24 protein-coding genes are annotated in these 17,429 nt (G+C 55.8%); all 24 read right to left on the bottom strand.

Going from position 1 to position 17,429, the window contains the following annotated elements; genetic code table 11:
- Positions 1-4: 4 nt before the first annotated feature.
- Positions 5-490 carry a phage tail protein gene (locus tag KB890_RS20550; RefSeq protein ID WP_094965515.1) on the bottom strand — a complete coding sequence of 162 codons (486 nt, stop codon included), beginning with the start codon at positions 488-490 and terminating at the stop codon, positions 5-7.
- The gene (locus KB890_RS20545; protein WP_094965517.1) at positions 487-3,114 is read right to left on the bottom strand and encodes a phage tail tape measure protein; all 2,628 of its coding nucleotides are present in this window, start codon (positions 3,112-3,114) and stop codon (positions 487-489) included. The genes KB890_RS20550 and KB890_RS20545 overlap by 4 nt, the downstream gene beginning before the upstream one ends.
- On the bottom strand, positions 3,107-3,226 hold the full coding sequence (locus KB890_RS20540) for a GpE family phage tail protein (RefSeq protein WP_002896220.1): 120 nt from the start codon (positions 3,224-3,226) through the stop codon (positions 3,107-3,109). Before KB890_RS20540 ends, KB890_RS20545 begins: the two co-directional genes overlap by 8 nt.
- 14 nt (positions 3,227-3,240) lie before the next feature.
- Complete coding sequence (locus KB890_RS20535; protein WP_004144716.1) at positions 3,241-3,540, bottom strand: phage tail assembly protein; 300 nt, start codon at positions 3,538-3,540, stop codon at positions 3,241-3,243.
- Positions 3,541-3,592: 52 nt separating this feature from the next.
- Positions 3,593-4,108: a phage major tail tube protein gene (locus tag KB890_RS20530; RefSeq protein WP_094965518.1), complete on the bottom strand. Its 516-nt coding sequence runs from the start codon at positions 4,106-4,108 to the stop codon at positions 3,593-3,595.
- 9 nt (positions 4,109-4,117) lie between these two features.
- A complete protein-coding gene (locus KB890_RS20525) occupies positions 4,118-5,290 on the bottom strand; it encodes a phage tail sheath protein (RefSeq protein WP_087830531.1) in 1,173 nt (390 codons plus the stop codon).
- 135 nt (positions 5,291-5,425) lie between these two features.
- The gene (locus KB890_RS20520) at positions 5,426-6,583 is read right to left on the bottom strand and encodes a phage tail protein (protein WP_094965520.1); all 1,158 of its coding nucleotides are present in this window, start codon (positions 6,581-6,583) and stop codon (positions 5,426-5,428) included.
- 266 nt (positions 6,584-6,849) lie between these two features.
- The gene (locus KB890_RS20515) at positions 6,850-9,123 is read right to left on the bottom strand and encodes a tail fiber/spike domain-containing protein (protein WP_159126271.1); all 2,274 of its coding nucleotides are present in this window, start codon (positions 9,121-9,123) and stop codon (positions 6,850-6,852) included.
- A 4-nt stretch (positions 9,124-9,127) separates the two neighbouring features.
- Positions 9,128-9,724 (bottom strand): phage tail protein I, encoded by a 597-nt coding sequence (locus KB890_RS20510; protein ID WP_087830550.1) that lies wholly within the window; start codon positions 9,722-9,724, stop codon positions 9,128-9,130.
- Positions 9,714-10,622, bottom strand: a complete 909-nt coding sequence (locus KB890_RS20505; RefSeq protein ID WP_094965522.1) for a baseplate assembly protein — start codon at positions 10,620-10,622, stop codon at positions 9,714-9,716. The genes KB890_RS20510 and KB890_RS20505 overlap by 11 nt, the downstream gene beginning before the upstream one ends.
- Complete coding sequence (locus tag KB890_RS20500) at positions 10,609-10,971, bottom strand: GPW/gp25 family protein (RefSeq protein ID WP_004174325.1); 363 nt, start codon at positions 10,969-10,971, stop codon at positions 10,609-10,611. The genes KB890_RS20505 and KB890_RS20500 overlap by 14 nt, the downstream gene beginning before the upstream one ends.
- Positions 10,968-11,540 (bottom strand): phage baseplate assembly protein V, encoded by a 573-nt coding sequence (locus KB890_RS20495; RefSeq protein WP_040025397.1) that lies wholly within the window; start codon positions 11,538-11,540, stop codon positions 10,968-10,970. Before KB890_RS20495 ends, KB890_RS20500 begins: the two co-directional genes overlap by 4 nt.
- A gap of 68 nt (positions 11,541-11,608) precedes the next feature.
- On the bottom strand, positions 11,609-12,055 hold the full coding sequence (locus KB890_RS20490; protein WP_094965524.1) for a phage virion morphogenesis protein: 447 nt from the start codon (positions 12,053-12,055) through the stop codon (positions 11,609-11,611).
- Positions 12,048-12,479, bottom strand: a complete 432-nt coding sequence (locus KB890_RS20485; protein WP_094965527.1) for a phage tail protein — start codon at positions 12,477-12,479, stop codon at positions 12,048-12,050. The genes KB890_RS20490 and KB890_RS20485 overlap by 8 nt, the downstream gene beginning before the upstream one ends.
- A complete protein-coding gene (gene lysC, locus KB890_RS27605) occupies positions 12,442-12,687 on the bottom strand; it encodes an Rz1-like lysis system protein LysC (protein ID WP_225986739.1) in 246 nt (81 codons plus the stop codon). Before lysC ends, KB890_RS20485 begins: the two co-directional genes overlap by 38 nt.
- Positions 12,575-13,003 carry an Rz-like lysis system protein LysB gene (gene lysB / locus KB890_RS20475; protein ID WP_020323995.1) on the bottom strand — a complete coding sequence of 143 codons (429 nt, stop codon included), beginning with the start codon at positions 13,001-13,003 and terminating at the stop codon, positions 12,575-12,577. The genes lysC and lysB overlap by 113 nt, the downstream gene beginning before the upstream one ends.
- A complete protein-coding gene (locus KB890_RS20470; protein ID WP_094965529.1) occupies positions 13,000-13,383 on the bottom strand; it encodes a DNZ54_00345 family protein in 384 nt (127 codons plus the stop codon). The genes lysB and KB890_RS20470 overlap by 4 nt, the downstream gene beginning before the upstream one ends.
- Before the next feature lie 4 nt (positions 13,384-13,387).
- The gene (locus tag KB890_RS20465; RefSeq protein WP_094965531.1) at positions 13,388-13,897 is read right to left on the bottom strand and encodes a lysozyme; all 510 of its coding nucleotides are present in this window, start codon (positions 13,895-13,897) and stop codon (positions 13,388-13,390) included.
- Positions 13,878-14,093, bottom strand: a complete 216-nt coding sequence (locus tag KB890_RS20460) for an HP1 family phage holin (protein ID WP_004144702.1) — start codon at positions 14,091-14,093, stop codon at positions 13,878-13,880. The genes KB890_RS20465 and KB890_RS20460 overlap by 20 nt, the downstream gene beginning before the upstream one ends.
- 3 nt (positions 14,094-14,096) lie before the next feature.
- Complete coding sequence (locus KB890_RS20455) at positions 14,097-14,300, bottom strand: tail protein X (protein WP_002896155.1); 204 nt, start codon at positions 14,298-14,300, stop codon at positions 14,097-14,099.
- Positions 14,300-14,764: a head completion/stabilization protein gene (locus KB890_RS20450; RefSeq protein WP_094965534.1), complete on the bottom strand. Its 465-nt coding sequence runs from the start codon at positions 14,762-14,764 to the stop codon at positions 14,300-14,302. The genes KB890_RS20455 and KB890_RS20450 overlap by 1 nt, the downstream gene beginning before the upstream one ends.
- A gap of 96 nt (positions 14,765-14,860) precedes the next feature.
- Entirely contained in the window at positions 14,861-15,511 is a 651-nt protein-coding gene (locus tag KB890_RS20445) for a phage terminase small subunit (RefSeq protein WP_094965536.1), read from the bottom strand.
- Between the two features lie 3 nt (positions 15,512-15,514).
- Positions 15,515-16,579, bottom strand: a complete 1,065-nt coding sequence (locus KB890_RS20440; protein WP_040025390.1) for a phage major capsid protein, P2 family — start codon at positions 16,577-16,579, stop codon at positions 15,515-15,517.
- 16 nt (positions 16,580-16,595) lie between these two features.
- Complete coding sequence (locus tag KB890_RS20435) at positions 16,596-17,429, bottom strand: GPO family capsid scaffolding protein (RefSeq protein WP_094965537.1); 834 nt, start codon at positions 17,427-17,429, stop codon at positions 16,596-16,598.

Below are 17,429 nucleotides of genomic sequence, written 5' to 3'. Positions count from 1 at the left end.
TCGCTCACTGCAGCAACCCTCCCACCGTGGATCTGATGTTCCCTACTGCGGCGGCGGCAGAATCCTGCAGACTGCTAAGCTGATCGCTCAGACTGCCGAACATTTCAGACAGGGACTCATCCACCCGTTTAAGCCCCAACGAAAACTCTATTTTCCTGGCTTCTCCACTGGCGAAAAATTCCGTTTTCGTCTGGTTAAGGCTCTCAATCACATACATGCCGTAGATAGTCCCACCACCCTCGATCAGCGGCCACGCCTTCCCCTTCTCTGCCATTAGCTCCAGCGCCAGCAACGACAACCGGCCGCCGGTCACTTCCGGCATGAGGACGCCGGAGAGCGTCAGCTGATCGTTATCTGGCCCCAAAAATTGCGTTGTCGGACGGCGATTAACGCGGTTGTTGGTCACATGGCGCCAGTTCCGCTGATACTGCAGTTGCTGATAGGGAACCGTGCGCAGCTGAAACACAAACAAGCCCAGGACCATCATCATGAATCGTACCCCCCTTGATCACTGAAATTGCTGCGGGCCTTCGCCTTCATGCGTCGCTCGCGCGCATCAAGCTGCCGTGCAACTTCCTGCGCAATATCCTGCGCGCTCTGACCGGGCAGAGCCTGGATAATAATTTGCGCATGGGTTTCAAACTGGAATACAGGCTGGCTGCCTGCTGGCTTATCAGTTACAGGACGGTATGAAGCTGCCGGTAGACTCATGGGATGAAGCGGTGCGGCCTCTGCTGGCATTGCTCCCCCCATCATTCCGGCGACTACGGACGCCAGCGCGGCCGTTCTCCTGCGGCTGGTCACATAGGCCGGACCGTTAATCAGCTCCGGGCCATTCTCGCCTGCAATACCCACCTGCCCACGTGGAATATAACCACCGCTGTCATACATCCCCGCGAAAAATCCTGGGGTCTTTTTCTGCGGTGAGGCGCCCTGCGAATTATCGCCGCCGGTCATCCAGTCCGGGAGATAGCTTTTGACCGATGCCAGCTTGCTCTTAAGCGTTTCCCATTTCTCATTGATACCACTCAGGATGCCGTCAATAATCGCCCCGCCCACCGCTTTAAATTTTGCGGGCAGCGCGGCAACATCACTCAAAATTTCATCCCATTTGCTGCTTATGGTCTGCTTAATCACAGCCCAGGCTACTGACACCCCTGACGTGATGGCATCCCAGAGTGCTTTAAACTTCGGCCCCAGCGTTTCCCAGTTCTGCCAGATATAGATGGCTCCCATCGCAATCAGGCCAACTATCGCCAGAATGGGGTTAGCCATCATCAACCGGCCTAACCAGAGGACCGCCTGGCCCGCACCACCAATCACCTGCTTTATCAGACCAAACGCAGAAGCAAATTTAAGCTGGAGAATGCCAGCACTTACCCGCACTACCGCCATAGGACCCAGAATGGATGCCAGGGCCAGTGACACCACACCCGCTGCGGTAGCTACCACGGCAAATACGGCCGCAATTTTAAATAGCGCCGCCGTCAGTTGCGGATGACGCTTCACAAAACCATCCAGCGCGGACGCCAGATTACCCAGCCAGTCCGCTATATTTTTCAGCACCGGCGCGACGGTTTCACCGATGCTCGCCATGGCGTTGGTAAAGGAGCCGCCAGCGGCTTCCCATTTGTTGCCCAGGGTATTAAGCGATGCATCGACGCGCTCGCGCAGGGTTGCCTGGTTCTCCAGCTTCGCTACTGTTTCACGATAACCAGACATCCCTTTACTGATCATGTTATTTAATACTTTTAGCGTTTCGGCATCATCACCAAAAACCGTTTTAAGTGCCGCAAGCCTTTGCTCTGTATTTAATTTTTTTAACTTTTCAAGCTGGGCAAATAGCTTATCCAGTCCACCAAACTCTCCTTTTCCGTCAGTAAAATCTAACTTAACCCCAGCCCCTTTAATTGAAGAATTGGCTTTATTAACTTTTTTGGTATCCATGACAGCCTGGAATATTTTACGGTAGGCATTCCCTGCTGACTCGCCAGCCATCCCCATCTGATCCGCCATCACCAGCAATGGTGCAAATACCTTCGTTGCCCCCAATCCCTTCTGACGGATAATATCCATTGCACTACCAATGTTCGAAAAACCCTGCAGCATATTGCCGGGGTCAACGCCCGCGTAATAACCCCGCTGGATTACGTCCATCAGGCTCATCATGTCCTTTTCGGTGGTCTGCGTGGCATCCTGCAGTTTTGCGGCAAACTCTGCTGCCTCCGTCGGCGCCATCTGCAGCTGCACGCCAAGGTAAGCCGCCGACTCACCCAGCCCGCCCAGGATAACCTGCGCTGACATCCCCTGACGGCGTAACATGGTCATCATGTTCTGAAAATCTGCCGTGGTACCGGGCAACCGGTCCCCCAGGGCAATCGCCAGCTTGTTCAGCTTCAGGAACTCAGGCGCCACCTTTCCGCCCGGTCCCATCATTGAGCCTGCCAGCTGGTTAGCGGCGTTCTCTGATTCCGAGTAGGCGCGAATGGGCGCCAGCAAGGTCGCGCCCGTTGTCACCCCGGCCGCCATCATCCCGGCCCCGTTCCCCGCCAGGCTGTTACGCACGTCGCGCATCTTGTCAGCTTTGGCCCTGATCGCATTCAGCTTACGCTGGCGCTCGCCCACGTCTCGCAAGCGCCGCTCCTGCTCTGCCAGCTGCTGGTTATAGCGATCCGTTTCGCGGGTAATTCTGGCCGTTTCACGGGCGCCACCGCCCGCAGAGATGCCAAGGCGGTACAGCTCCGCCCTGGCTGCAGCCATCTGCCGCGTTTCCTGCCCCTGCTTTTGTTCCAGGCGTGATACGGCGCGCCATTGCGCCTCAAGCGCCTGCGTCTGTTTTTTCGTGGGGGATTCGAGCGCTGCCAGCTCGCGCGTCATCATCTGCGCACGCAGCCTCGCCTGGTCCAGCTCGTTGCTGGTCCGGTTCAGGCTCTGTGAGAGTTGATCAAAAGATTTTAACTGGCTCCCCGCGTCGTTAAGCCGTTTAAGCTGATCACGGGTCTGCCGGATGCCGGAGGCCAGCTCCTTCGAGCCAGCCAGCGCATTTTTTAAAGGGCGGGTGAGTTTATCAACCGCATTCAGAACCACCTGCAGGCGCAGGTTTTTATCACTCATCGCTGGCCCCGCTACGCATTATCGCTCTGTGCCGCCACTCCAGCACTTCCGTCAGCGGCATAACGTCAGTGACGGACGGCGGCCAGTGAAAGATCGTGGCGATATCCGCCACCAGGTCATCTACCGTCAGGCTGTCGGCAAATCGGCAAGTGCCGACTTCGGCAACAAAAAAAGGACCACCTCGACAGACATCGCGGCCAGGTCTGCCGGGTCGAGGTCCGCCATTTCCTGCGGGGTCAGGGTTGGTGTGGAGATGCGTGGGATCACGGTCATCATAGAGGCCACGTCCATCTCCATCACCGCCTGCAGTCGCGTACCGCGCAGCGCGCCAGATTGCGGCTTACGCAGCACAATTTCCGTAATCGTGGTATCACCGCGCTTAATCGGGCTATCCAGTTTCACCGTTGCTTCTGTTTTCTCACTCATGCTCTTTTCCTGTTATGGGTTGGCTGGCGCGACCTCGCGCGCCAGGAAAAAATTACAGACCGATGGCGTTACGGTGTTCTTCCATCAGGTCAACACCATCAACAACTTCAATCATGTTGATCGCATCGACCTCATAGAGCACTTCACCGTTAATGGTCAGCTTCGCGTAACAGTTAACGCTGCTGACTTTGGTGGAATTGCTCTCGCCGGTTTTCCACTCTCCGGAATCCACCTCTTTGTGGCGCCCACGTACGACCAGCTCAACGGCCTGCACTTCGCCGGTGTCGTCGCGCTGAATAGACCCGGTAAAGCGCAGCGGCACGCCGTCCACCGTGGCTTTGCCCATCTGTTTAAACAGAAGCGCCTCCGTACCGCCGATGGTCATTTCCGTATCCAGCGCGCCATCATCCAGCCCCAGATCGATACCAACTGAACCGGGCATACCGCCGCCGCGGTAGTTTTCCAGCTTGCGGGTGAATTTCGGCAGGGTGACGGATTCAGCAATGCCCATCCAGTTGTTACCGGCGTTAAAAATATTCAGGTGTTTTAACTTACGTGGTAAGGCCATGGGTCCCCCTTATGCGCTTACGCGGGTGGTGAAATCCACCAGGTAACGGTCAGTGATGCGCTGGCGCAGCATCAGGTTTTCCAGTGGCGGCACTGGCGTATAGTCGTAGTCGATCCAGAGTTTCCCGGCTTTCAGCGTGTCTTTGTCATTCACACTGTCATCAATCCAGCAATCACCGCCGATGAGGTAGCCCTGATTTACCAGGCTGCGCATTTTGGCGCGGATACCTTCGATAATGTCGCGAGCCAGCGAAGGGTTAAGCGGCATGTCCACCGCCCACATATGCGCCTCCGCCATGGTGTCTGCCAGCACCTGCGCGGTACGGGTGTAGTTTTCAAACTGGAATAACGGGTCATCGCTGAGGCATCGGGAACCCCAGAAACGGAAACCATCCTTGCGGATCAAGGTGGTGACGTCGTTCTGGTTCAGCAGTCCGGCATCGGTCGCCGGGTCCTGCAGATCCCAGAACACATCCGCAGACAAGCCGGTTACGCCGTTGACGCCCACGTTAGAAAGGGTTTTGTGCCAGCCGGTCTGCTCGTCGATTTTTGCACGCAGACCCAGCGCGCGGGCAGTGGCGTAAGCAGTCGCATCCGCCTGCAGCACCGTGTCAAAGTTGATGAAATCAGGCCAGATCAACATCCCTTCTCGCTGACTGAAATTTTCGCGGTAGGCAATCGCTTCTTCCACGGTTTTACAACCGTAGGCAGACAGGTACGCAAAGCCGCGCAGGCTCTGCGCCACGCTTAACAGTTCAGTGGAAACAGCCTGCGTGTCATGGCCCGGCACGCCCAGAATGCGCGGCTTCACGCCCAGCTGCGACTGCGCCGAAAGCAGCGCTTTGATGCCCGTTTTCTTACCGTCAGCGGTTACGCCGCCGATAATATTGGAGGTGGTTTCCGCTTCGGTTTCGCCCTGGGCAACACGCACTACAACGGTGACAGATTTTGCCTGGTCTGCGATGGCATCCAGTGAGCGGGCCAGCGTGCCGGACTCGCCCGCTTTGCCGCTTGCGGTCAGTACATCGGTAAGCAGAACCGGCTTATTGAGCGGGAACACGGAGGCATCGGCATCATCGCCGGTGCATACCATGCCTACAATCGCCGTGCTCACCGTCGTGATAGAGCGGGTGCCGTCGTTAACTTCAACAACACGCACGCCATGGTGATAGTCTTGCGCCATGAATGAATCTCCTGTTTAGGGGTTCACCCATGGTAGGGAAATCATTCACCGCAAGCCGTTGATGCCCGTTGTACCGTGGATGGCACAAATGCAGGCAGAAAAAAGCCCCTTGTCGGGGCTGATTTATCGGGATATTCAGGCGACGCGGCTCCAGCACATCAGCAGGGTGTGAGCCTCCACTACGCTAAACGCCTTCCCTTCACCCAGGTTATCGGTTTTGCCGCTGGTCGTGTGTTTGTGCGCCGGTACCGTGACTTCGTGGTCGTGCTCTCCGGCGTCATCGGTCACACCCAGCTCTTTCGGGTTAAAGAGCTGCCGAACATCGCCGCCAATCTCCCAGGGGTCATCCTTACCGGCCACGCCACCATGATTGTGAACACCGCCGCGCGTGGTCGTCAGCTTCTGCTCTGGCTGCTCGCTGGTTTCGCCACTCACGTCAATCTGCACAGCGGGCAGGTTGGCCTGCTGGAGTGTGGCGGTATCGCTGCCGCCAGTCTTGCCGATATTCGCACCGCTGGCCTTTGCCACGCGAATAGTTTTATCTTCCCCGGTATAGATCCATTCCGTCCACGGGTAGCGCTCATTAGGGTCAACGTTCTGCGCGTAAAATTTTACGGTGCCGACAGGGTTATCCAGCTCCCATGCCGCGCGTATGGCTGATTCGATGGCTCGCTTTACCGCAAGGGGGGTTGCGGCTTTATCCTGATCGCTGCTGTCAATAGCATTGCTCAGTTGGGTAAAGCCTTTTTCTTCCAGTGTGGCGTCAGGGTGATCCCTTGAGCCTGCGTGCTCGCTTAACTGCTCATCGGTATAATCTTTAATCTCATTACCGGTGTTAATCACATCTTCTACGGTTGCCAGCACGATACCCGGATCAACGACCAGCTCGACAGCTTCGGTACTGCTGACCGCCAGCCAGATGCGGAGAATGGTAAAACGCCCCGAACCTTCCGCCAGTACTGGTTTATACGTTTCCGGGACGTTGGCAACTGCCATGCACACACCGGCATCATCAAACAGCGCGGCCTCTCTGATGGTAAATCCGCCCGCTTCTGGCGGGATTATCATCTCTGCGATAATTATATTTTCGGTATCGGACAGTTTCAGGCTGTTCAGTTGAGTTCGAAAAACTTCACGAACCAGCGAAGTCTGCTCATCACCGGGCGTAGTTGCAGCGCCGCCACCATCACCCACTGACATTTCTGAAAATATAACTTTGTTGCCGTTAACTATTGCAGATGCGATTTTTTCACGCCCTGCGAGGGTTATGACAGATTTAAAAATTTTACTCATTTTGATTGATTCCGTGTCAGCCTGATGATTGCTATTTACGCGCCACGCGGCCCCCTGATATTTTTCTTCCGTTATCAGGAAACAGAAACACCGAATTGCGTCTTTATCCCAAGTGAATTAATAATATGATTTATTGAGTCATCGATTGCCCTTTCCACGTCTTCCGTATCGAAGGCAACAATAATATCTCCCGTTTCGCTTTTTGATATTTCATACTGATTCAGATTATCGACTGATTGTCTTTTCCGTAAATAATACATAACACCTCACAGAACCGAAGCTTGCCAAAAAACCGGGAGTTTCACTTTTACGGTACCGACAAACCCTGTAAATCTCAGCGCTAACCGGCAGGAGTCAGCGTACTGCGCCTGGCTCACGCTCTGCCAGACCCCCACGTAATCGGCCGCTGTCAGCGGCGTTCCGTCCTTGCTGAAAATTTCGCTCACATTGATAACGTCGGAAACATAGTTCGTCACAACAGCGCGGTTAGTAGTAATGACAGAGGTTGTACTGTTGAAAGAAAGCGTTGGCTCTTCGTAGGTGCGTGCAACGAGGTACATGTCGCATTCCCCTGCTGTGACGCCTGCAATATTAACCGATGCGCCGCCACACCATGCCGGGCGAGTTTTTGCCGGATAATACGGGGTCAGCAGCAGCTCGACGACATCAGTTGCTGCGGCTGTGGTAATCTCAATCGTCCTCGCGCCGTCGCTGGTTGCTGCGCCGTATTTTGCGCTGACGTCAGTATTTGCACTGGACACCGTGATTTTTGTGTTGGCATCGGTAAGGTTAAGAATCGATGCACCCTCTGTTCCGACAAAATTGAATCGCCAGCCCATCAGGCCATTGTTATATCGCGGAAGAATCTGTGAGCTACGCAGCCCGGTAACGCGGGGGCTTTTATTGGTAATCACGCAGCGGTTATTCGCCTCAGTGCCGTCGCTATAACCGCTCAGCGAAATGTACTGAGAGCTTTCAAAATATTCAGTAAACGTCCAGTCGCACTCTTCAAAAGAAACCGCACAACCACCACCCGGCGCATGGATAAGTTGACGCATGGAGTTGTTGGCGCCGTTCATATAGAGCTGGGTGTCACGGAACTGCACCTTAACTGGTATCCCCGGCGCGGCAGGACAGTTCACCAGATAACCCGGAACCCCTTCAACATGGCCGCCCTGAATGAGAATCCTTGATACCTGAGACAGATTCCCTACCAGGAATACATCAGCACTGGTGTAATCCAGTGAGCAGTTGTTGATGTAGTGCCACATCGGAGCCTGAAACCAGAAATGCGCAACAGAGTTATTCCCGATTGTGCATTTTTCGAAAATCATTTTCTCGCCGGCGTTCAGGGCCTGACCACCTGAGACATAAACACCGTACTGGTTCAGCATTGAGATAATCCCATAAAACGTGTTTATGAAATTATTACGCGCCGTTATCTGAATTCCGTATTTGAAGCCGATGATTGTCAGGTCACAAATCATTAAATCGCGAACGGCGAAAACGCTGGTATTGGGGTCGCCGACGTAAAGTCCGGTACCTGTAGATACATTTCCTCCCGGGCCGGTAAGAATGAACCTTCCCCCATTCGCATTAAATATTTTACAGCCCTGAACATCTGCCGGGTTAGACGACATCCCGCCAGAACTGATATCCAGTGATGCGTTATTAATACTGAACGCGCTGCCTGTCGCAGATGGGTAATTCATATAGACATACCCGTCTGTACTCAGGCACATAAATGACGGAATAAATACAGGCTCGTCAATCGTGTACGGACGACGTGATGCCGGAATAAAAACGGAGGTAATGGCCCCTTTGATGGTGCCAGCCGCTTTAACCCTCTCTATTTCACCACTAAAGATGGTATTCAGCACCGATCCGAGATTGGAGTTGTCAGCCAAAAGACCCGCCAGGCGAATATCAATCCCTCTGGATATGTCTGCTTTCCAGCGGGCACCTTTACCGGTGACGAAAACGGAATACCCGTCATCAGGGGTTTCAGTGTCTTCTGCGTCATACCAGAGCGTCACATTAATGTCATGACCATCCTGCACTGCTCGTCGCAGGATAATGGCCTGATTCGTTTCGGTGGGTTCAGTCGCCCGGAGTGAAGAGAGGCTGCGGCATCTTCCGAGCAACTTCATGCCATCATCCGCTCCCAGACTCTGGCGAATAACAGCATCTGAAGTGTAAGCCCAGGCCCCCGCCCCCGTCCCGCCGGTTTCTTTTGGCGTGCTGCCTGCTGGTACGGTCTTTGGAAAATCGCCCGTCCACACAAGGCGATATTTGCCATAGAGGATTTCTTCCCGCGGCGATGCCAGGGTCGCGCCTTCCTCAAATGTCTTTACCGCACTGACTTTTTCAGCGACAAGACGTTCTGATTCATCGGACTTTCCCTTAAGGTAGCGGGTGCGATTAGCCAGGCTTTTGAGCGGTCGGTTTGCCACACCGTCCAGCCCTCCGGAAACGCGCTCGCGCCTGGAAATCAGCTCAATCTCTTCTTCCCACGATGAGGATTCTGGAATTCTGGCCATAGTCTTACCCGTAATTAAAATTGTCGTCGTGGAAAATCACGCCGTTGTAAATAATGCTGTCTTCAGCCTCATAATCGGCCGGATAAATACTGATAATGTCGCCGCTGCATAACGTTGAGCCGACATGAATATCCCCTCTCACTTTTGCGGATATATTGAGCTGCGCCAGGTGCCGACTTACAGGCTTTGTAACGTTAATTAATCTGGTTAACTCATCCAGAATTCTTGATGTGATACCAATATCATTCACATCAACCTCAAGCCGGAATGTCCCTGCCGGGTCTGCAATATTCCACCACTCCTCGATAGAGATGGAATAACCCATTTTTTCTACTACGTGGCGGATTGCTGCTATTGTCCCTTTCCGCTGATGGAGCCAGAATGATTCACTGACAGCCGTTCTTTTCTCCTGCTCACTCCAGCTTTCATCCCAGCCATCGACAGAGAAGGCCCACGCCAGATATGGCAGGAATTTCACCGGGCATTTCCACGGGTTCCACAGGTCGCGCAGCGGCACGTTTAAATCGCTTATTCCAGAACAGGCCATTGCCAGCCTGCGCTCCAACGCGGACGATCCCGGCGGTAACAGGCTATTCATCAGAGCCACCAATTTCTGCTTTAAAGTCAGTACAGAAGGAAGCCTGCGTTTTATCTAACACCATGTCAGCCAGGGGCTTCATCAGCTCCACCCGCTGCACGCCCTGGACATGCAATGCGGCATAAATCGCCGATAACCGCACGTCACGTCCCAGGCGGCGCTGCTCGTTGATGTATGCCGCACCCTGCGCTTTCGCCGCCGCCAGAATCGGCTCTTTCGCCGGGCCGGGGTAAACATACAAAACCGCATCAATTTCATAGCGGATAATCTCAGCAGAGCGAACGCTCACCCGGTCCGCCACAGGGCGCACGGCTTCATCATTCAGGGCAGCCCCGACCACATGCAGCAAATCATCCGACGCGGTGCCATCACCGTCGCGGGCCAGAACCGTCACAACGACTTCCGCCGGTGCCGGACTGAACGCCGAGGCATCGGCCACCCGACCATCCGAGCTAAGGGCGTGATATTCATACGCACCGACGGGACCGGCAACGCTCATCCCCTCAAATGCGGCCGGGATGCGCTGGCGATAATCCGCGTCAGATTCCACGACCGCCTCCGTGGGCGGCGTTGTGGTGTCGTCCGCAGCCGTAATCACCCGGCGCTGTACGTTGTTATTCGCGCCTAAATTGTCCAGGTCATCCCCGCCGGAATAGGCCACCATCACGGCTTTCGCCGCCTCGTTAATCCGCTGGCGCAGCAGCAACTCCCGGTACACATTTTCCTGCAGCATTTTCACCACCGGCTCAGATTCAAGCGTTAAGGTGCGGGCCACGGCCTCCTGTTCTTCTGCCGGAAATAACGCGACAAATTCAGCCTTGCGCTCAGACAGCAGGGTTTCAAAATCCGGCACATCCACAATCTGCGGCGGCGGCAGCTGGGAAAGGTCAATAACGGCCATTGTCTGCTCCTGTCGATACGGAAAGGGACACGGGCACGCCGTCATTACGCTGGCCTGCCAGCTCAATAACCATTGCGCCATCCATGCTGCTGCTGTTAACCGTGATGGTGTCCAGCTGCAGCCGCGGCTCCCAGCGTCGCAGCGCCACATACACCGCAGCCATGATTTGCAGGCGCAGCGCCGGGTTTTGCGGCTGGTCAATGAGCGCTGAAAGCAGGGAACCATACTCCCGGCGCGCAAGCCGGCTCCCTTGCGGGGTCAGCAAAATGTCACGCACCGACTGGCGCAGGTGGTCAGTTTCCGTTATGGCTCTGCCGGTATCGCGGCTCATCCCGATATAGAGCGTCAAAATGGATCTCCCGTCGTTCCGCCACTGTCGCCAGGGTGTTTATGCTTATCAGCAACGACGCCGTTTGACGTCATCGCGCCGCCGCCGTGGGTCACATCGCCGTTCAGGATCACGTTGCTGTTAATACGGGTGGTGTCAGCCTCGATCACAAACTCACCGGTTTTGCAGGAGACAACCTGCGAAGACTCAATCAGCACGCTTTTCACGCCGCGAATAATCCAGCGCCCGGTGGCGGGGTCGTATTCGAACCAGCCGCCATCCTCGTATGCGGTCACGTCCGCACTTTCAGAGTCTGACGGTGGCGGGCAGGCGTTGGAGTAGATGGCCGGAAGCGCAAAGGCTGTTTCCAGATTGCCGCCCAGGCTGAACAGCACCACCTGCTCCCCTGGAGACGGGCACCACCAGGTACGTGATTTACCTGCACGGTAGGTCAGCCAGTTAATCCAGTTGGTTTCGAGGTCGCCCGTTTTCACCCGGCACAGCCAGCCGTCCCGGTCCACTTCGGTCACAATGCCGGTGCGGATCAGATTGGTGATAAGGCGCATGATTTCGGTTAATTGCGTATTCATGAAGGCAAGATTGCCACGCGCGGAGGGAGTGCGGCAGCGTGGCGGGTTGTGTCATCCCTGACACAAAATCACTGTGACAACCAACGCAGTAAGATGTCTCGCGTAATGTCTTCTGATTCATCATTGATGCCGAGCAACCGGCGCTCTGCATATTTGACTTCCGGCCCTTTACGGCTGACCCGATCACGCAAGCCATAGTGATGCACGCGGGCTATGCGCTGTACCCGGCTCTCAAACTCGACGCTTGCCGAGTCCTGGCTGGCGACGGCTTTCAGGTATTTTGTGGTGCGGAGTTTTGCAAACATCTGCCGACGGATGCGGCCCTGTTTCGTTCTGGCCGTCACGCGACGCGGCTCGTAAGCCGTCCCGTCCGGGTTGCGCTGCATCCTGATATTTTTCTGCTGACTGCGGCGCAGCTGCTGCGCCAGCTCCCGCATCATGCGCTTACGTGCGGCAGGCTCCAGTCCCGCCAGCAACGCATCTAACCAGGCGTCAACTTCCTGCAGCTCAGCCACGGCTCACCACCCACATTTCGTCCGGTTCACCCGGTTCCGGCACCGCTTCGACGCTGGACACGTCACCGTCAGCGCTGACTATCACACGCTCTGTCAGTTGCAGGTTCAGGCTGATATCACAGATATCATTGCGCAAAATATCGACTTCAAAGGAAAGCAACTTTTCCCGCAGTTCCGGGTTATGAATGGCATCCGGCTGATTTTCCCTTAACCAGGCCACCACCGGCGCCATCAATAACCCCTGATCGCCGCTGAAATCCACAATCACCACATTCAGGGTGTAACGATATTCCCATGAAAGTGACGCTGCCCCGGTTGCCACCACCGATCCGTTATCAACGAACAAATGCAGCTTATCCGGGTTATCACGGACATATGGCACCGCGTTATTCAGGGCGCGGCGTAAGGATTGAGGCTTGTTCACTGTTTCGCTCCTGACAGGAAATTATCGTGTCCACTTTGTCAGCGCAGACCGCCCAGGCCGCCTCTGCTTCATCCAGCGCGGTCAGCAGATCACCGTTAGTGCGTGCCGCCGACTTTTCCAGGCGGCACTGCGTCACCCTGGGACAACCATTCACGGTAAGCAGCACCTCCGGCGAGGGCTGGACGTTCGCGCATCCTGATAATGTCAGCAGGCAGAAGAGTGTCAGCCCAGCGGCGTAAATCCTCATTTTCACGTTTTAACTCCTCAATTCTGCGCTGACGGCTTCGCAGCAGCGCGTTTGTACTTTCTGCCGCCGCGTAAAGCCTTGCCTGTTCCCGGTTATTGGTTTCGGACAGGATGGACAAAGCAATCAGCTGGCTATTCGTTTTTGCCAGTTTTTCGCCTGTCGTTTTCAGATCCCGCCCTTGCTGCTCGATGGTCTGGCTGGCCTCCTTCATCCGCCATGACTGCCAGCCAAGCGCCAGCACAACCAGCGCCAGAATTACCGCCAGCGCCTTTGTCATACCGTCACCGGCTCCGCATCAATAATCTGCGCACGCAGAACCTTAAGCGCGGCCAGCGTCAGCAGATAAAATACCAGGGTGACAACGTGGCCCGTAAAGGCGAGAAAAAACACAAGCAGTGAACACCTTGCCCATCTGATCACCTGGTTTCCTGGCGTACTGAAAAAGCGCGTCAGCGCCTGCTTAGCCTCTCCCCGATGAGTGCCGCCCGCATACCATCCAGCCATGCAAAGCAGCACCGCTCCCCAGCTCAGCAGGCAGGCTACCCAGGTCAAGGCTGTAACCAGTGCCGGAACAATACTGTTTGGAACAAAGAGACTAAAAATTATCAGCGCCGTGTACAGCACCGAAAATAACCCACCGATCAGTTTCTTTTTCATTTCGTTACGCTCCTTTTAAGCACCAGGACAGCTCCCGCGCGCGGCGGTAGTCCAGCCCCGGATTAAATACGCCTTTGACGTATACCCAGCGCGGTAACTGATAGCAGGCCTCGCGCCAGCGCTTCTGATTGATAAACTTCACCATGGTTGAGCTGCAGGCGTTGCCCGTGCCGACGTTGAAGGCCAGCGATACCAGCGCGTCATAGACGTTCTGCGGTACGCTCACCAGGACACAGCGATCCAGCGCCTTCTCCACCCTTAAAACGTTGGTGATGAAACTTCCAGCGGCCTGCCGTTCCGTGATGGTCTTCCCCGGCACCACGCCGGACGTATTGCCAATGCCATCGGTCCACACCCCCGCATCACACTGATACGGCTGCAGGCGGCAGCCCTCGTAATCGGCTATCAGCTTCAACCCTTCCACTGAGGTATGAAGTTGCTGAAAGCCCGGCAGGGTGGCGGCAATCGCCAGCACCGCCCCTACCAGGCAGCGTTTAACGGTTGAAGGATTCATATTCCCCCTGTGTAATTTTTCCGCCGCGCAGCAGCTGGTAGGTTTTGTGTTTGTAGTACCAGTTGATGGCCAGCATCAGCACGCCAATCAACACACCGCCCACTGTCGACACATCCTTAAGCGATAAATCTCCCATCCATGCCAGCAGTACAGCGATGCAGTACGTGATGAAGGCGCTGATCCGTTCAAGCGTCATATTTCAGTCCCATAACTGGACGGTCTGCACCGTGGAAGTGGTGGCAATATCCGGCAGATCCACCTGCAGCCCGTGTGGTAAGAACGGGCCGTGCTCAGCCAGCCCCGGATTTGCCTGCAATACCTGCTCCGTGACGCCCTGCGTGCGTCCGTAATGACGCCAGCAAAGCGCGTCCACCGTGTCACCCTGGTACGCACGCACTTTCATCAGATCAGCTCCACCGTACAGTGAGGCGCATCCTGGACCCGGCTAATTGCCCAGCGCGCATCACGCCACAGATCGCCGCTGGTCTCCGCCAGCTCATCCCCCCTTTTCACACCGGAGGCCGTGGCGTCATAGTCCTGGTAACGCTCATTCACCTGCGCACGTGCCCAGCAATAAACGGCGTTGTGGTAGTGGTGAATACGTTCGCTTTTACCGTCCAGCAAGTCCGCCGGTACATCGGCCAGCGTCATAAATCCCAGCGCCTGCTGGCGCTTGCGGAAGTCGTACAGCTCCGCATTGACCTCTGACATCGCAGACCGGATGAGTTGTCCGAGACGGGGTGACGTCACCGTGCCATCCGTCCGCATCACGCTGCGAAACTCTGATAAATCAACATCGGGCCAGAACGGCGTATTTTTGATAATTTCCGCCTGTTCCGGCGCCTGCTCAGGCGCAACAAACTTCATGCGGGCTTTCTCCTGAAATAGTGGGCGGTGGACGGGGTTTTGATGTGGCAAAAGCCTTTCGCCACCCCGTGCCGCCCGTGCGCGGGGCACGTTCCGTTAACGGCTGTCATTGCGCAATCTGCGCTCCAGCTGCTGTTTTTCTTTTTTGACGCCACAGCGTGGATCAAGCTGCAGCGCATGATTGATGTGATTCAGGGCGGAGGCCGGGCTGGTTTCGGTCAGTACAGCGCCAATCGCTTTATGCAGGCGTGCCCGTGACTGGTCTGGCATATCCTGGCCGTCTGTCAGCTCCAGTGTCTGCAGTAACAACCCGGCATCGAAAGATTCACCTGCCAGCAGAGCGGCCTGCGCAGCGTCTGCCATTTCCTCTGCCAGCACCGTCTGGACGTTACGGTTTCCGATGGGCATCACCCATCCGTGCCGCAGCGCATGACGCCCTGCATCCAGCGCACCGGCATAATCCCCGGCATCGATACGCCAGAGCATCACAAACATCACCACGTCATCCTGCCGGGCACCATCAGCAGCCAGCACCCCCTCCACCCAGGCGGAATAACTGGGCAGCAGTTCCACTTTGATTTGGGCTTTCTTCACGGTGGACTGGATACCTTTCAGGCGGCGGCGGTCCTCCGCCAGCTGCATCAGCATCAGGTCATACCCCGTCGCGTGGCGAACATTGCCGCCCTGTCGGGCGGCCTGTTCAGCCTGGACGCGCAGGCGGTGCTGCCGTGCGGGACTCAGGCTCATGCGTTACGCCCCCTCGCCTTCCGGTACAGCTGGCGCGCTGAAATCCCCCATCTGGATGTTTTCGACCAACGCCGCGCAGCGGTAATCCTCAACCACATACGCTTCATTGACGGACTCGAAATTCTCGATCCGGTCACGTTTCGGGTTATCGATAACAGAACGACGGCGGGTATCTTCCTGCCAGTAAATGGACAGGTTATCCAGACGGGTGATCAGCAGTGCATTCGCAGGGAAATACGGCGCGCGTACAGCCTGCAGTCCACCCATGCGTTTCTGGCTGATGATCAGATCAGCGGCCAGCTTCTCCGTGTTCTCCTGGTCTTTGTTAACCAGCGGGAAATACTTGTCAGACAGCAGCTCACGGCCACAGACCACCACCAGATCATCATCATCCTGATATACCGGGTCGATCAGCTCGTTGACCGCATCCATCACCACGGCATCCAGGTTGGCATAATCGCCACCCTTACCAACCTTCACGGCGCCTTTGGTGGTCACGCCGTCTTTGGTTTCGCTGCCCATGACATGATCCGGCGCATCTTCGCGGATTTTTTGCAGCCAGCCCTTATTTACGTCCTGCAGCATCGGGTTGGCGTCGCGGTCAGAGGTTTTGGCACGCTTCACGCCGTTGAACCCGATCATGATGCGGTCCAGAGCCTGGCGCTTCACGATGGCGTTACGGATCCGCACCTGGAAATCCTGGAACTTTGCCCACAGGTCAAGCTTTGCGTAGGTCAGCACCGTATCAAAGTTGGTCTGTTCGCATTTGTATTCCACGTCTTCCATCAGCGTCGGGTCAGTTGGTTCGCGCTCTTTGGCGGTGGTATCCGTGGTACCGGCAATCGTGCTACCGACACCCAGACCCAGCAGCTGGCCTGACTGCTCATCCACCGGGGTGATGTTAATCAGCGTCAGAAATGCAGCGGACTGCTGGATCTGGTCTTCCAGCGTCTGCTGTACCGACGGCTCAACGGTGAATTTGCTGGAAAGTTCTTCCACTTCCACATTGTTCAGGCGTGCCAGCTGCTGCAGGTAGGCGTTAAAGGCAAAACGGGTTTTCTTTTTCATTGGTTCTTATGCTCCATCAGCAATTGGTCAGTGTGCCTGCCGGTGCGTTTCCGCCCGGCGCGCGCTGGCGATAATCTTTGCGGCTGTCTTCCTGGCTCAGCCGCTGCTCCAGTTCAGCAAAAGCGGTCTGCTGTTCCTGCAGGGAGGCTTCCAGCTCAGCAATGCGCGCATCCTGCGCAGACAGGGAGTGATCAGTACGTTCGCTCAGGTTTTGCTGTTCAGTAGCAATCAGCTCCACCGCGCGATGCACGTCAGAAAAACGCGCTTCATCGTTCTGTTCTTTTTTGGTGAACATCGCGGCAACGCGGGAAAACAGGGAGGGTTTTTCGTCCTGGACTTCTTCCCACTCGATCAGCGTTTCTTCTGCGGCGGTAAAGAGGTTTTCAGGGTTTTGCTTGCGGCCTGCCAGGGGGTTACTTCTGGCGCTGGCGCTAAACTGCAGCATTTCAGTACCGAGGCTTGCGGGATCATCCGTCGCCGCCAGACCAACCAGGTAGGCTTTGCCGGTATCGGCAAAACTGGTATTGACCTCCATCGAGGTAAACAGCTTTTGCAGATTACGGGTATACGCCACCAGGTCCTCTGACGGGGTGATCCACGCATACAGGGCCATTTTCCCTTTCAGCGGGCCGTCTGTAATCTCCTCAGCCTCCAGCTTATCCACGGTCCCGAAACGGCGGAAAGGGCTATCAGGGGTGTAACCCTTGATGTGCTCCAGATTAATCAACGCGGTATACACCTGCGGGTCATAGCTCGCCGCCATCTGTTCCAGCCAGGCACGCTCAATATTGCGCCCGTCTGTCGTTGCCCCTTCCACACCGATGCGGAAGCGCTTTGCTTTTACAGCCAT

The organism is Klebsiella sp. P1954 (assembly GCF_018199955.1).
Classification (GTDB): Bacteria; Pseudomonadota; Gammaproteobacteria; order Enterobacterales; family Enterobacteriaceae; genus Klebsiella; species Klebsiella pneumoniae.
The sequence above is the reverse complement of the archived record's forward strand: the minus strand, read 5'-3'. Positions and strand labels throughout refer to the sequence as shown.